Annotated in this window: 13 protein-coding genes and 1 rRNA gene; 7 read left to right on the top strand and 7 right to left on the bottom strand. The window is 51.0% G+C overall.

Annotation, left to right across the window (positions count from 1 at the left end; translation table 11 throughout):
* Nucleotides 1–50: 50 nt before the first annotated feature.
* Nucleotides 51–170 (top strand): 5S ribosomal RNA (gene rrf / locus ABI361_04665).
* A 19-nt stretch (nt 171–189) separates the two neighbouring features.
* Here rrf and ABI361_04670 read toward each other — a convergent pair.
* Entirely contained in the window at nt 190–759 is a 570-nt protein-coding gene (locus ABI361_04670; protein ID MEO9319946.1) for a hypothetical protein, read from the bottom strand.
* Nucleotides 760–771: 12 nt separating this feature from the next.
* A complete protein-coding gene (locus tag ABI361_04675) occupies nt 772–2,298 on the bottom strand; it encodes a leucyl aminopeptidase (protein MEO9319947.1) in 1,527 nt (508 codons plus the stop codon).
* A 207-nt stretch (nt 2,299–2,505) separates the two neighbouring features.
* Between ABI361_04675 and ABI361_04680 the strand changes: the two genes are divergently transcribed.
* The 3 genes from ABI361_04680 to fsa are packed head-to-tail and all read left to right on the top strand — an operon-like array spanning nt 2,506 to nt 5,772.
* Complete coding sequence (locus ABI361_04680) at nt 2,506–4,146, top strand: ribulose-phosphate 3-epimerase (protein MEO9319948.1); 1,641 nt, start codon at nt 2,506–2,508, stop codon at nt 4,144–4,146.
* Nucleotides 4,133–5,110: a transketolase family protein gene (locus ABI361_04685; GenBank protein MEO9319949.1), complete on the top strand. Its 978-nt coding sequence runs from the start codon at nt 4,133–4,135 to the stop codon at nt 5,108–5,110. Before ABI361_04680 ends, ABI361_04685 begins: the two co-directional genes overlap by 14 nt.
* Nucleotides 5,107–5,772: a fructose-6-phosphate aldolase gene (fsa, locus tag ABI361_04690; protein MEO9319950.1), complete on the top strand. Its 666-nt coding sequence runs from the start codon at nt 5,107–5,109 to the stop codon at nt 5,770–5,772. The genes ABI361_04685 and fsa overlap by 4 nt, the downstream gene beginning before the upstream one ends.
* On the opposite strand, the gene ABI361_04695 is transcribed toward fsa, so the two are convergent.
* The 3 genes from ABI361_04695 to ABI361_04705 form a co-directional block, all read right to left on the bottom strand.
* Nucleotides 5,769–7,352 carry a VWA domain-containing protein gene (locus ABI361_04695; GenBank protein MEO9319951.1) on the bottom strand — a complete coding sequence of 528 codons (1,584 nt, stop codon included), beginning with the start codon at nt 7,350–7,352 and terminating at the stop codon, nt 5,769–5,771. The two genes, fsa and ABI361_04695, sit on opposite strands and share 4 nt — an antisense overlap.
* Nucleotides 7,349–8,197 (bottom strand): AAA family ATPase, encoded by an 849-nt coding sequence (locus ABI361_04700; protein MEO9319952.1) that lies wholly within the window; start codon nt 8,195–8,197, stop codon nt 7,349–7,351. The genes ABI361_04695 and ABI361_04700 overlap by 4 nt, the downstream gene beginning before the upstream one ends.
* A 94-nt stretch (nt 8,198–8,291) precedes the next feature.
* Complete coding sequence (locus ABI361_04705) at nt 8,292–8,969, bottom strand: AIM24 family protein (protein ID MEO9319953.1); 678 nt, start codon at nt 8,967–8,969, stop codon at nt 8,292–8,294.
* A 106-nt stretch (nt 8,970–9,075) separates the two neighbouring features.
* Between ABI361_04705 and ABI361_04710 the strand changes: the two genes are divergently transcribed.
* From ABI361_04710 to ABI361_04720, 3 genes are all read left to right on the top strand, one after another.
* Entirely contained in the window at nt 9,076–11,025 is a 1,950-nt protein-coding gene (locus ABI361_04710) for a PQQ-dependent sugar dehydrogenase (GenBank protein ID MEO9319954.1), read from the top strand.
* Nucleotides 11,026–11,230: 205 nt separating this feature from the next.
* Nucleotides 11,231–12,679 (top strand): discoidin domain-containing protein, encoded by a 1,449-nt coding sequence (locus ABI361_04715; protein MEO9319955.1) that lies wholly within the window; start codon nt 11,231–11,233, stop codon nt 12,677–12,679.
* 182 nt (nt 12,680–12,861) lie between these two features.
* A complete protein-coding gene (locus tag ABI361_04720; protein ID MEO9319956.1) occupies nt 12,862–13,677 on the top strand; it encodes a G1 family glutamic endopeptidase in 816 nt (271 codons plus the stop codon).
* A gap of 52 nt (nt 13,678–13,729) precedes the next feature.
* Here the strand turns inward: ABI361_04720 and ABI361_04725 are convergent, their stop codons facing one another.
* Nucleotides 13,730–13,978, bottom strand: coding sequence for a hypothetical protein (locus ABI361_04725; GenBank protein ID MEO9319957.1), 249 nt, complete (start codon nt 13,976–13,978; stop codon nt 13,730–13,732).
* 72 nt (nt 13,979–14,050) lie between these two features.
* A complete protein-coding gene (locus ABI361_04730; protein MEO9319958.1) occupies nt 14,051–14,206 on the bottom strand; it encodes a hypothetical protein in 156 nt (51 codons plus the stop codon).
* Nucleotides 14,207–14,406 lie beyond the last annotated feature (200 nt).

The raw sequence follows: 14,406 nt of genomic DNA on the forward strand, positions 1-14,406 counted from the left end.
ATAGCATCCTTCGCAGGAACATTAATTTAGCCCTCAGACGATGACACCGGTAAGCCGGTCATAGCGGCAGGGTGCGACCCGGTCCCATTCCGAACCCGGAAGTCAAACCTGCTGTCGCTGCTGTGTTACTGACCTGCGTGAGCGGTTGGGAAGCAGCAGTGCTGGCATTCTTCAATCATATTCTGGATCTCAGCGTGCCAAGTCTTCGCCAAGGTGGACTATTTTAATTAGCTTGCGGACGTGCATGGCCATCCTATCTACTATTCCGAAAATTGACGCGGTTCCCATTGGGTCCCACGCCCTTGACTCAATCACGCAGCAATAATCTGAAACGTGTACTGATAGCTTGCGAACCTCTTCCTTCATTATGTTTTGAGAATATTCCCGAGTTATTTGCTCATCTTTTGAAAGAAGGTCAGCAAGCACTCCGCCGCTCCATCCCATTGTGGTGATTTTACCGCTTTCCAGGTTGAAGTACGGCCACGCGTCCAGCAGGCGGTGGGCATTGTCGTCATTGTTTGCTACCGATCTGTTTTCCACGAGGAAATAGACGTTAAAGAATGGCCCCATGCGGACGACTTCTTCTACCCCCACAAAGTCGACGTTGCCGCTTGACATTCTCAGAAACCCGTCTCTATGGGCAAGCCATTTCTCAAAGTAGGGCCTATTCATCGGATGAACATCAAGCTCCATCATGCCAGCCCTGCATGCGAAACCCTTCTGCTCAAGCAAAGAGGCAAGCTGGGAAAGCTGAAACACCGGCAATGCACATCACTGCGGGGTCTGCTTCTCGTCCTCGGCGAGCAGTTTGATTATGGTCCGCACTCCAAAGCCGGTTGCGCCCTTGGGATTGTAAGCCCGTTCGAAGGTGCCATCCTGCGTCCAGGCAGTACCAGCGATGTCCAGATGGACCCAGGGAGTGTTTGAGACAAAGTTTGACAAAAATGCGGCGGCCGTTATGGCACCGCCAGGTCTTCCTCCGACATTCTTGATATCCGCAAACGTGCTCTTTATCTGATCGTGGAACTCGTCGTAGAGCGGAAGCTCCCATACCTTCTCGCCGGTCTTTTCAGCGCACTTTTTCAACCTGTCGAGCAGTGGCTTGTTGTTCCCGATCATGGCCGCAACGTTTGATCCCAGGGCAATTATTGCGGCGCCCGTGAGGGTTGCAAAGTCAATAACAGCCCTAGGGTTGTAGGTTGCGATTCCGTATGCAATTGCGTCACCGAGGATCATCCGGCCTTCGGCATCCGTGTTTAGCACCTCGACCGTCTTGCCGTTATACATGCGCACGATGTCGCCCGGCCTGTATGCGGAGCCAGAAGGCATGTTTTCGACTGCGGCAACTATTCCAACGACATTTATCGGCAGTTTCATCGAGGCAATTGCCCGCATTATCGCAAGGACAGTTGACCCTCCGCACTTGTCAAATTTCATTTCATCCATTTTATCACCCGGCTTGATTGAAATTCCCCCGGTGTCAAATGTAACCGCCTTGCCCACAAGAAGGTAGGGCTTGAGACTTGTACTCCCGCTGTATTCCATGATTATCAGTTTTGGGGCATTGTCGCTGCCTTTGCCAACGGCGATGATACCCCCCATCCCCATGCTTTCCATTTCATAGCGCTCAATAATCCGGGTTTTCATGCCGCATTCCGCCGCAGTCGAAATAGCGGTACTGGCAAGGTATGCTGGCGGACAATCATTGGGTGGCATATTGCCCAGATCCCTCGAATAATTTACCGCATCGCTTACAAGGGAAGCCCGGTCTGCCACCGACTGGGATCGAGGTGATTCAGAATTAACAAGTATTGTTGCCTCTTCGACTTTTTGTTTTTGCTGACCGTTTGCTCCCACAGACGCGTCCTCGCCTTTTGCTTTGTACCTGTCGAAGCTGTACTGGGACAGGCAGATGCCCTCGGTCATGGCCTCGATCAATCCCTCATCAAGGTTTGAAAACTGTAGGATGGAGAATTCTCGTAGACCAAGCTCCTTTGCCTTGGCAGCGACTTTAGCAGCTGAAACCCGGGCAACCTCGTCGGAAAATTTTTCTCGCTTACCTAGACCAATTAATAATATTTTGCTCATGGGCCCCTTGCCCAGAGTGGGAAAGAGCATGCTAGTACCGGCCTTCCCTTGAAACTCTTTAGCCTCAAGGGATTGCTTGATGTGGGAGACCAGTGTTGGGTCGAGTTCTTTTGACTGCGCAAAGTCATGTTCGCCTTCATAGACGCCTATGCCAAGCATCGGAGTCTGCCGCTGATCTATTTTTGACTTCTCGACTCTAATCTGCACCATTGCCTCAGTGTCGCAGAAAGCATTTGGCAGTACTTTATGTTAACGGATCGGCGGGAGCGACCAGATTTGCATGAGACAATGAATGACCGAAACCCGCCAATATCTCAGGGCTAGCTTTTTATCTTGCTCTCCAAATCGGATTTGTACTCTTGGAATTGTCTAAGCGATCTGATGAATCCATGAGTTGCGATTGCAGGGATGGCAATAATGGGCTTTAGCATGCGCTATCTTGATTTGAAACGCAGAATCAGAGATATCCGGATGTGGGCGATTCAGGGCATAGCAGAGGCAGGTTCCGGACATCCGGGCGCGTCTTTTTCAGCGGCAGAAATTATGGGGACACTTTATCTTCGCAAAATGAAGCATGACCCGTCCCGACCTGACTGGCAGGACCGTGATTACTTTATCAATTCAAAGGCGCATTCGGCACCAGGCTTCTTTTCGACGCTTGCTGTTGCTGGGTACTTTCCTGTGGAAGAAATAAAGACTCTCCGCAAGCTGGGCTCGAGGCTACAGGGTCACCCCGTCAGGTATTCGGAGTTCCAGAAGAACCATAGCGTTCCCGGGGTGGAGTATTCCGGCGGTTCAGAAGGGATCGGCCTGTCGGTAGGTATTGGGATAGCGCTTGCAAAGAGACTCGACGATTCCAAGAACAGGATCTTTGTGCTAATAGGCGACGGTGAGTCAAACGAAGGTCAGATCTGGGAAGCCTCAATGGCAGCAGGCAAGTTCAAGCTTGATAACATTGTTGCCATACTGGACAGGAACAGAATCCAGCAGGACGGATTTACCGAAGATATTATGCCACTTGACCCTGTGAAGGACAAGTGGACCGCGTTTAACTGGCAGGTTTTTGAAATTGACGGGCATAGGGTGGAGCAGTTGATAGACGTGCTGAACAAGGCTGTGCAGACAAAAGACAAGCCTGTGCTAATCGTTGCGAATACGATAAAAGGCAATGGAATCAGGCACATGGCAAATAATCCCCAATGGCACGGAAAGGCTCCGCCGCGCAAGCACACGCCCGTACTACTTGAGGAGTTGAAAAGTGAGTACTTTATAGCTCCTTCCATAATAGCTGGCGAGCGTGAGAATTACGAGGATAAGATAAAGAAGGTGGAGCGCGAGGGCGTCGAACTTATCCATCTCGACGTCATGGACGGGGTCTTTGTGCCGAACTCGACTTTTCTTGCTGACACGATAAAGAGGCTCAGGAGAATCACGAGCCTGCCGTTTGACGCCCACCTTATGATTGAAAAGCCGCTCCAGCATCTGCAGGATTACATCGACGCACGCTGCGACATTATTACAGTACACGCAGAGGCTTGCAGCCATTCCGAGTTCAGGCAGATACAGGAGAAACTGATATCAAACGGAATAAGCCCCGGAATCGCCCTAAACCCAGAGACCGACGTGCCCGCGTGGCTTTATGATTGCCTTTCAGATCTTGACGTCGTAACCGTCATGTCCGTTCATCCGGGCTTTGCCGGCCAAAAGTTCATGCCAGAGGTCTTGCCCAAGATGGTCGCTATCGACATAAAGTTGCGCGAGGCAGGCTTTAGGGGTTATATCGAGGCTGACGGCGGTATCGATGCTACGACCCTGCAGCAGGTTTACGACGCCGGCGCGCGTATATTTGTGGCTGGAAGCGCGGTCTATGGCGGTTCTGATATCCACGGTGCGATAATCCAGCTCAGGCACAAGGCTGCGGTAGCCCTGGAGAGAAAGCTCCTTGACCACGCGAGCAGGCTTAACATTAGAGCTGATTGGCTGAAAGCAAGGAAGCACGTCCTTATCCCGTACGCCAGCGAGCTGGCCATAGAGGAAGAGCTGCATGCTGTTAAGTAGCGAAAAAAGGATTGCCGACATGAGGTCGGCGTACGGCGACGCACTGGTGGAACTGGGAAGAGACGATCCTAGAATTGTTTGTGTTGGAGGGGACACTACCGAGTCGCTAAAGACGAAAAAGTTTGGCGACAAATTTCCGGACAGAATGTTCAACGTCGGAATTGCGGAAGCAAACCTTGTTTCGATCGCGGCAGGTCTCGCAATTGCAGGCAAGATTGCCTTTGCCAGCACTTACGCTGCCTTTATTCCCGGTAGGTGCGTGGACCAGATTCGAAACGCTGTATGCTATCCAAACCTGGATGTCAAGCTTGTGGTCTCTCATGGAGGACTGACGGTCGGCCCCGACGGTGCATCACACCAACAGATTGAAGACATCGCAGGAATGAGGGCTATTCCTAGGATGCGCGTGATCGTGCCAGCAGACGCTACTTCGGTGAAGCATCTTATCAGGGTTCTTGCTTATACCAGCGGCCCATTCTACATGAGGCTGGCACGGCCTTCAAACGAGGTGGTGTATTCCGAACAGAGCAACGGCGACTCTTTCAAAATTGGAAAAGGGATTGTTCTCTCTGAAGGTAGCGATGCCACAATAATCGCATGTGGTCTCTTGGTCGGAATGGCTATTGAGGCCGCAAAGGCTCTGAAGGAGCGGGGAATCTCGTGCCGAGTCGTCGACATGTTTTCCATAAAGCCACTTGACAAGGATCTGGTTTCAAAATGCGCCAAGGATACGGGAGTCATAGTGACGGCGGAGGAGCACAACATACTGGGGGGGCTGGGAAGCGCCGTGGCCGAGTCCGCCTCTGAAAGTTATCCTGTCCCCGTCCAGCGCGTCGGAGTCAGGGATACTTTTGGAGAATCAGCGAGGGACGAGGAAATTGATGATTTGCTGGCAAAGTATGGCCTGACATCAAGGGACATTGTAAACTCTGTTTTTGAAGCAAGGAGCAAGCTCAGGAAATGAAGATTTTTTTAGATACCGCAAATTTGGATCAGATAAAGACCTACAATGATATGGGCCTTGTCGATGGAGTCACTACCAACCCGACACTCCTTTCAAAGGAAAAGGCAAGCCCGACGGAAATCATGCGGCAGATAGCAAAGATGGTAGATGGTCCGGTGAGCCTGGAGGTCGTATCCACAAGTTATGAGGGCATGCTAGAGGAGGCGCACAGGCTCAGAGAATACGGCCAGAACGTCGTAGTAAAGATACCGATGCTTCCAGATGGCCTCAAGGCAGTCAAGCAACTAAAGAAAGAGGGCACCCAAACCAACGTCACGCTGATATTTTCTGCCAACCAAGCGGTTCTGGCAGCCAAGGCCGGCGCTTCATACGTGAGCCCGTTTATTGGAAGGCTTGACGACGCGGGGCACGACGGAATGGCGTTGATCGAAGACATTGTAAAGATCTTTAATAATTACCATTTTGACACAAACGTCCTAGTTGCCAGCATACGCCATCCCCTGCATGTTGTCGAGGCTGCCAAGATTGGGGCCCACGTGGTGACATTGCCTCCAGACATCCTTGGCAAGATGATGGCTCACCCGCTGACGGACAAGGGCCTTGCCACTTTTCTCAGCGACTGGGAGAAGGTGCGCAAAGGAAACCCTAACCTAGAATTCTAAGCGGTGCGCAAGAGCCGTATTACCTTCTTGGGCATGTCCTGCAATCTGCTGACCGAGAGCGTCCTTTCGTACTTCAGGTACTTCAGGTTCTGCCCTATGCCCACCGCATCGTTTAGAGTTCTGCCAACTCCTATTGCTACCATCTGGACGCCAAGCTTTCGGTAGGAGAGCACCATCGAGCGCACTGCGTCAAAGTCTGACGGTTCGCCGTCTGTGAGGGTAACAAAGACGTCGGGCTTGAAACTCTTCATTACGGGCTGGAGAAGCGCATACACCTCGGCCAGGGGTGTTCCGCCACTGGCGCGGATCTGCACCAACCTGCGGGCGCAAACGTTTGACCACTTGATGTTCGGAGGCTTTATCACCCAGCATTGAACCTGCCTCTGCTCTGTGCTAAACGAGTAAACAGCAAACTTGACGCCTAGGTAGTTCAAGGCTTCGCACAGCGCGACCGTTGCCCGTTTGTACTCTATTTCGGCGTCGGCAATGCTGCTAGAGTGGTCTAGTAGTATGGCGACCTTGGTCTTTATCGAGAGCTTGAAATCGTTGATAAACGGCTTCGGCAGCGACTCCGCGTAGACTTCGACGTCAATTTCGTCGCCAGTATCATCATGCCTCTCAAGCCAGCCGGTTTTCCACTCTCGGAAAGCTCCTTTTGTCTTGAGTATCAGATCCTGATCGTAAATGACGGTCTCGTCCACATCCATCCTGTCAGGCACCCGCAGACCAAGATTCTCAAGACTATCGTAACCTTTGTTTTCCGTCTTCTTGCTCTCCTTGACGAGAGTCTCAAACTCGTGCAGTACGTCGTTTCCCTCGTAAATTTCCCTTGTCTTTTCGTCAACGTTCTCCTTCTTTTGCTTGAGCCGTACGACTTTTTCAATTTGCTTTAGGACGTCATTTTGAGTCAGGGACGCGCCAGCGCGCGTTCTCGGCGCAATAACTGGGATTGAAACCAGCGGGTCCAGCTCGAGCATCTTGATTATTTTGGAGACATGCTGCTCAACCCAGTCAGTCGAGTAGCCGGAATCAAGCGCCTCCTGAATTATCGAGTTCGCATAGTCGGCAGCCCTTTTGACCCTCTCGTTCTCGCCGCCAAACAGCTCGCCCTTCAGATAGCCGGTGAGAAAATATTGAGAAAACGCCTCTGCAATCTTTGCCTTGCCATACATAGTATTTAGTAGCGCCCTCGAATGCCAGGAAATGCCCTCGTTGAATACAAGTTCGTCCTCCATTCCCTCCCAGGACCTAAGGCCCAGAATTTGCACGCGCTTTGCTTCGAGAGTATTGAGGATGAATCCATAGGCATGCTCTGAACTTTGCACCTTAGAAGAGTGTCGAATCCGCATGGATTCGAGCCAGAGGGCGACCCTCCACTGCCTGTATTTCTGAAAGTCTGACCCCTGATAGTAGTTCATTGACGGCAGGGTTATCTGATTTCTGTCGAGCTTTGCGGCAGGCGGCTTATCTGCAACAATGATAACGCTCAATCTTTGTTGTGAAGACCATCTCCGGGCAAGAAAGGTGGCTATGTCGAGAAGTACGTCATTTCGCATAGTGGCGCTTGCTATACCCATCATTTTTCGCCGAAGATAGAGGTTATCATGTCCATAACCTTCTGAAACTCAACCTGGCCCCACTGGTCATACGCGTTTGCGTAGACAATCTCGGCGACGGTCCTGGCCGGAAGCCCCGTGTTTAGCATCTTGGCAAATGCAATGGTTTCCCTCAAACTGGGGCTGTAGTTCAGCTCTTCTACAGACGCCGCTTCCCTCAGGCTGTTGGCAAGGTGTATTGCCCGCTTGACTTCAGCAATCTTTGCACCGTCGATGGTTACGTGCCGCTTTACTATCTCAAGCTCAAGCTCTTCAGGAGGATAATCCAGCCGCATTCTGACTGGAAACCTGCTCAGCAGTTGCGGAGGAAGCTCCTTTGTTCCCACGTGGGAGAGAGGATTGATAGTTGCGATTACAAACCAGTCGTCTGATGCCCGCACAATCTGGCCTTCGGCTTCCTTTAGCACTAGCTGGCGGCGGTCGTCCAGCGCCTCGTCGAGCCTCAAAAGGACGTCTGCCTCAGCGGCATTTAGCTCATCAAGATAGAGCATGGTCCCCTCCCGCATGGACTTGACCAAGATTCCCTCGACAAAGCTGACGTCACCCTTTTCAAGTGACTTGGAACCGACGAGGTGTGATTCTCGTGTCCGGAGGCTAAAGTTTACAGAGAAAAGCTCCTTTTTCATCAGCGCAGCAAACTTTCGAACCAGGGTTGTTTTCCCCGTCCCTTTTGGTCCTATTATCAGCACGAACAGGCCCGATTTGTACGCCTTTTCTATAATGTCCAGGGCATTATTCCAATCAAGATAGGTCACCTCGGTGTCCCCGCGGCCGATGCCGGAGGCAGTCGCAGCTCTCTGCGATTCCATCTACATTATAGCAATATCTTTCAGTATTTGAGCGTTCAGCCAGGAGTTTGGCCCTCTGCGCCCACTAAGCACGAGGCGCTCGGGCGAGCCGAACCTATTCGCCCGTTGGTAGATGAAAGGTCATCGATTGAATTCCAAGCCTGCCCGGCCCTGTAAACCTGTTTAGAAACACGCTGGTACCGCCAAACAGCCCCGTTTTTACTCCAAGTTTTATCGTGTCCATCTTGACGCTGGATTCTTTGTACAGGTAAGCCCCCGGTTCAATGTCAATCTGCTCTCCGGCGGCCAGTTGACGCTCAAGAACATTTCCGTATCCATGGAGAGCCAATACACCTGGCCCTCTGAAAGTGTCTATAAAAAAGCCGGTGCCTCCGAAAAGAAGATTTGATATTCCCTTCTGACGGTAAAACCCATACTCGATCCCATCAGTTGCGAAAAGGAACTGGTGCTCTCGGACGTCAATCTGGTCCCCAGTCCCGAGCTCGAGCATAACGAGCTGCCCGGGGGCGTCTCGTGAAAATGCGATTCTTCCTGCACCTTGGGCCTGAGTAACCACCACGGGAAGGCCGGCCACCATCCTTCTTCCAACTCCCTTGAGCATGCGGGCGGATATATCCACAGTCGGATCCTTCCAGAGCAATATGTGGTGCTCAAAGAATACAGGTCGTGAACCGGAACCGAGCTCAAGCGTGGCTACGGGCACTAACTCTCCGTCTATCGTCATTTGAACGTCTTCAAATTTCATTTCATGCCTTGTTTCGAAAAGCTTCATTGCAAACTGACTTCTTAACACGGTTGAATCGTACAAATAAAGATTATCTCTCACGAGATGGCCGATAATTGTTAAAGACTTTGAGAATGTTTCTTGCTCCATACGAATGGGTAGACAGGCATTCCTAGTGATTATTTTGGTTATTGCAATTGCAGTTGCTGCGATTATTCCGTTTGGGATCTCCCGAGGTGCAATATCGCAAAAAGTGGACCTGATTCCGACTGGTCCTGCACGTCCCTCTCCAGGCAACCATACTTCGCAGGAAACAACAGCAGCGTCGGTTTCCAATTCAAGTTATGCAGTAGTAAACAACAAGACGGCTATCTCGCAACTAAAGCTCGCGTCGCTTTTGCCGGCTCCTGTCGACCCCAGGGCAGGCAGGGCGGACAGAAACGTCACGGCAATCGCAGCGGCTGATAAGCTTTTTGATGTGACTTCTAATGGCTCGCACTTTGTCAGTGGAACAAGCGGCAATGCGCTGCAATTCCACGCATACTATGAGGACTACTTTTCTTATGAAAACTCGTCTTCATTATCGAGCCCTACGCTCACGGTCTCGTTTTGGATGATGAGAGATCCAAACGACCAGAATTACGGGCATTTTGTTTCATACTTTAACCCCACGTCACATTCGGGCTGGTACTTTGATACCGGCAACTCGACTGACCAATCCGCAAGGTTCACAGTAACAAACACAAATGGCACCCTGTTCCAGACACAGGATGTAAAACTGCAGATCGGTCATTGGGAGCAAATTGTGGGGGTTTTTGACGGCTCGACTGTGGCCATCTATGGCAACGGGTCGCTAGCCAGCTCGGTCAGGTTCTCCGGCACCTACAACCCGTCGCCTGCTGTGCCTTTGCGCATTGCAGAGGGCTCTTATTGCAATTCTTGTGTTCCAACAGGCCTTACCATAGACGAGCTTCAGATTTACGGAAAGGGCGCCCCGGCATACCAAATAGCCGCGAGGTGGAATTCAAGCCAACCCCTGTTAAACCAGGTGCCGCTCACTGGCTACTGGAAGTTTGACAACAATCTGGTCAATCAAGTCAGAGGCGATAGCGGCAGCATAGCCACACTGGTAGGCGGTATGGCCGCCGCTCCTGACGGCCGCGTCTTCTTTACAGAAAAAAACACAGGAGAGATAAGGATTCTCCAGAACAACCGAGTTCTTGCAGACCCCTTTGCCACCATCAACGATGTCTTTCCGACAATAATGTACGGGCTGCTTGGAATTGCGGTCGATCCCGACTTTGAGTCAAATCACTTCGTTTATGCTTACTACACTTCATTCGATAACGAATCGGGCTTGGCCTTGAGCAGGGTCGTTAGATTCACTGACCAGAACAACACTGGAAGCAGCGAGAAAATCATTTTCGACAAAATCCCCGCTTTTAACGGGATGCACACTGGCGGTGGATTGGGTTTTGGTCCAGATGGCAAGCTGTACGTCACGGTCGGCGATGGCTACCTAGGGGCACCCGCCCAGAACGTTTCAAGCCTGTTGGGCAAAACCTTGCGCATCAATAAAGACGGCTCTATACCGGCGGATAACCCGTTTCCAAACTCCCCGGTGTTCAACTACGGACATCGAAACGTCTACGGCATCGCTTTCGACAATCGGACGGGAACCATAATATCAACTGAAAATGGTGTTGATATTTACGACCAGGTGAATTTGGAAGTTAAAGCCGGGAACTACGGCTGGCCTAACCTGAGGAGGGCAGACACTAACCCCGAGCTTTCAAACTCTACCATGGTGGATCCAATCCTGGTTTACTTTTACACTATTGCACCCACACAGGCAGTATATTATGACAAGGCAAAGTTTCCGCAACTGACTGGCATGTTCCTCTTTGGCTCGTACAACCGCGGGGAAATATTTGGCTTCAAGATGGATCCTGATGGCAAGCATGTAGCGGAGCAAATCGAAATAAAGCTGCCACAAAACACGTTCACGGACCCGGTCACTTCCATCACTGTTGCGCAGGACGGTGGCATTTATTTTGGAGGCCACCATATATACAGACTATCAGACCTCTCCCTGCAACCCTAGCTACTCCGGCAGTGTCGACGTCGCTGTCCCAATGCGGTAGGCCTCATTCGTGCGGAGACTGACTGCGAAATGGCCTCCCAGCCAGATAAAGTATAGGGAGCCTTCAGGATGCAGCAATTTACAAGAACCTTGGAAATTGCTGCTGTTATCGGCTTCACACTACATTGTGATATAATATACTAATAGAACATAATTACCGAATTAATTGCCCGTCAAACGTATCCACTTTCGAGGAAGGTTATCTCCTGCAGCTGCAATTCTTCTTGGAGTAATGCTTTTTGGCACAGCACTAAGTAACACCTCGTCAGTCGGTAACCGGTACTCTGCGTCTGCAGCAAGCACATGTGCGCCCGTGAAGATTTCCGGAATCAGCGCAAGTTCCAGTTATGCAGGGTTTGCGGCGTCCCACGCAATTGATGGCTCCCTTAGAACGAGATGGGCCGCGGCCCCGGGGTCATGGATTATGGCAAATCTCCAATCAAAGCAGATTATATGCAGTGTAAGCGTAGCATGGTTTAGGGGAGACTCGGTGAAATACAGCTTTGAAATCCAGCTATCAATCGACGGATCTTCTTGGAGTCAGGCGTATGCTGGAACAAGCAGCGGCAAGACAAAAGCGCTCGAATCTTATTCAATACCGTCTATGAGCGCCCAGGCAATCAAGATTCTTGTCTCCGGCAGTTCCACCAACAAGTCGGTTAGTATCACAGAACTTGCGGTTGGCAGCTACGCCTCAGTGTCAGCGACGCCATCGATAGAGATAACATCACCGGCCCAGCTGTCCACGGTCAGTTCGCCAATCTTGAACGTCACGGGAAGCGCATCTGACGGCACTGGCGCCGGCATAGAATCCGTTGAAGTCAGAGTGGATAACGGACCATTCGCTGCTGCCAGACAGCTAGGAAGCAATGGCTGGGGGTCATGGTCTGCTCCTACGAACTTGGGCGCAGCCGGGCCGCATAACGTCACAGCTATGGTAGTAGACCTGGCCGGTAACCAAGCCAGTAATACCGTCGCAGTTACCGTTCAATCGGGACTTTACGATGACTTTTCCGGCGGAACATACACACTTGTCGACGGCCAGTCATCCCCGAATGGCAAGTGGCATGACCAGTTCAACGGATATGGTTCGGCGGGTGTCAGGGCCGACTCTAACGGCAACAACATTTTCTTTGAGCAGCCAGAGACTGCCACGGACGGAAGTACACACGCAGCGCTAGTGCTATCCACGAAAAACCTTGGTACTAGCTACAAACTTTCGCTAGACGTCAGAACAGACAGGCAGCTCAAGCCGAATCCCAACACATGGGAAACTGCCTGGATAATGTTCAATTACGTGGATAGCTGGCACCATTACTACTTTACCCTGAAGACTAATGGATATGAGCTTGGAAAGAAGGATAACAACCTCCAGCGGGATCAGCAGGTCTTTCTTGCAACTGGCGCGTCGCCGAGCGTGACCTTGGGCACTTGGCAGCACGTGGACATCCAGGTTCAGGGCAACCACATTATCGTATGGGTAAACTCGGCCAAGGTGGCAGACTATTTTGACACAGGTATGAGCTCTGCATTCGCAAACGGAGGTGCCCTTGGGCTCTACACCGAGGACTCTGCAGTAAGCTTTGATAATATCTACACGAGTTCGCTCCAGTAGCAGCCAATGAAAGACAATCGACAGTCTACTTGAAGCGGCTAGACCCCCGTGAGCCGAAAGTTTAGGCTCTGGGTTGAGGAAATGTTTCCACAGCCTGCGTCAGCCCGCAGTTGAACTTGGTGATTTTCTCTAGTTTTTGAAGGCATCAAGCTTATATAGAATCCGAGGGCTACAAAATCCTCTTGAAGATTTTTCTGTATGGACGCACCAATAATGCCGAGTTCGCACTGGCAACCTTGGCCTTTTTTGCCATAGCAACCCTGCTGTTGCTTCCTATGGTTTCAGTAGTTTTGGCATCGCCGGCCGACAGGCCAATTCAGGCTCCCAGGTTGCACGTGAAGGATACCAGCTTTAGCTCAAACTGGAGCGGGTACGCAGTAGAATCGAACCTGAACAGTCCCGCGAGCAACTATATACGCAGTGCGTCAGGTTCATGGGTCATTCCAGCACTTTCCTGTACCCCGACTACCACTTACTCTTCGATCTGGGTAGGAATAGACGGCTACTCCAGCAATACTGTTGAGCAGCTCGGTACTGAGCAGGACTGCTCTGGTGGAGTTCAGAGAAACTATGCCTGGTTTGAAATGTATCCTTCAGCCTCAAGGCTAATTACGACTGTCTCGGTCAACGCCGGCGACAGAATAACTGCTTCAGTAGTTTATCTTGGGTCTAGCCAATTCAGGCTCAACCTGAGAGATCTAACTACAGGTCAGACCTTCAGCACGCTAGCCTCGGGCACCGCCCAGCTTTCCTCCGCAGAATGGGTCGTAGAAGCGCCTTCAGCCGCTTCCATCCTGCCTCTGTCGAACTTTGGCACGGCGACAATAACAAATGCCAGGTACACAACGATAGCCTCGCCCTCTGTTACTGAAACAATTAGCGGCCTTGGTTCGAACACTTATACGGATATCGCGATGCACGACCCTGCAGGCGGTAACGCAACGCCCACTTCGCTTAACCCTACTGGCACTGCATTTCGCGACACGTACTCTAGCTGAGCGCTGCGGGAGCATTCAGGCTCCGCGGCCACAAACCTATTTTGCAGTCGGATCAGATGAGGTTCACGGAAAGGGCGCAGGTCACGTGATAAAGATTCTGCCGGCGTTTGGCCCTGCTACTTACTACTGCTTCGCCGATGTTAATTTCCTTCAGACACCTTTTGCAATAAATTGTCTTTAACCTGCCGTGAATAAGGTATACCCGTCCAGCTATACGCTTTTGAATAGTCAAGGTACTTGCGTTGATTATCTTGTTCTTAATTTGATCCGTCAAAACGTAAATCCTCTTTCCTTTAGACATTGGCGGTAGACTCTTGAGCAAAGCTTTCTTTAATGATTGTGGAATTAGGTTCTAATACAATTCGCGAACGCGTCAACGCCTGCGGGTGTACCACTTGTAAATGTAGTATGCTGCTGCAATTATGATAATTGCAATTATCAGCTGCCAGAAGAATATGATGATAAGCGCTGCGACGATTATCAGGATTGCGATAATCACAAAGTCTAAAACTCCAAGAGGGCGATTCATTGGCTGCCTGGTGAACTACGCATAAACGCCCTTCTAAATCTTGCCCGCTCCCTTTGAAAAATCGAAGGATTATAGAACAATTATACCCAGAAAGAGCTACACGAAGTGGGCATTAGGGCTCGAAAATCCTCAGGAAACCGCAGGTTGGTTTTTGACCGAACCGTTCTGGGGCGAGCTTGCGTCACCGGAGAATGCAAGTA

It is taken from the genome of Nitrososphaera sp. (assembly GCA_039938515.1).
Taxonomy (GTDB): Archaea; Thermoproteota; Nitrososphaeria; order Nitrososphaerales; family Nitrososphaeraceae; genus Nitrososphaera.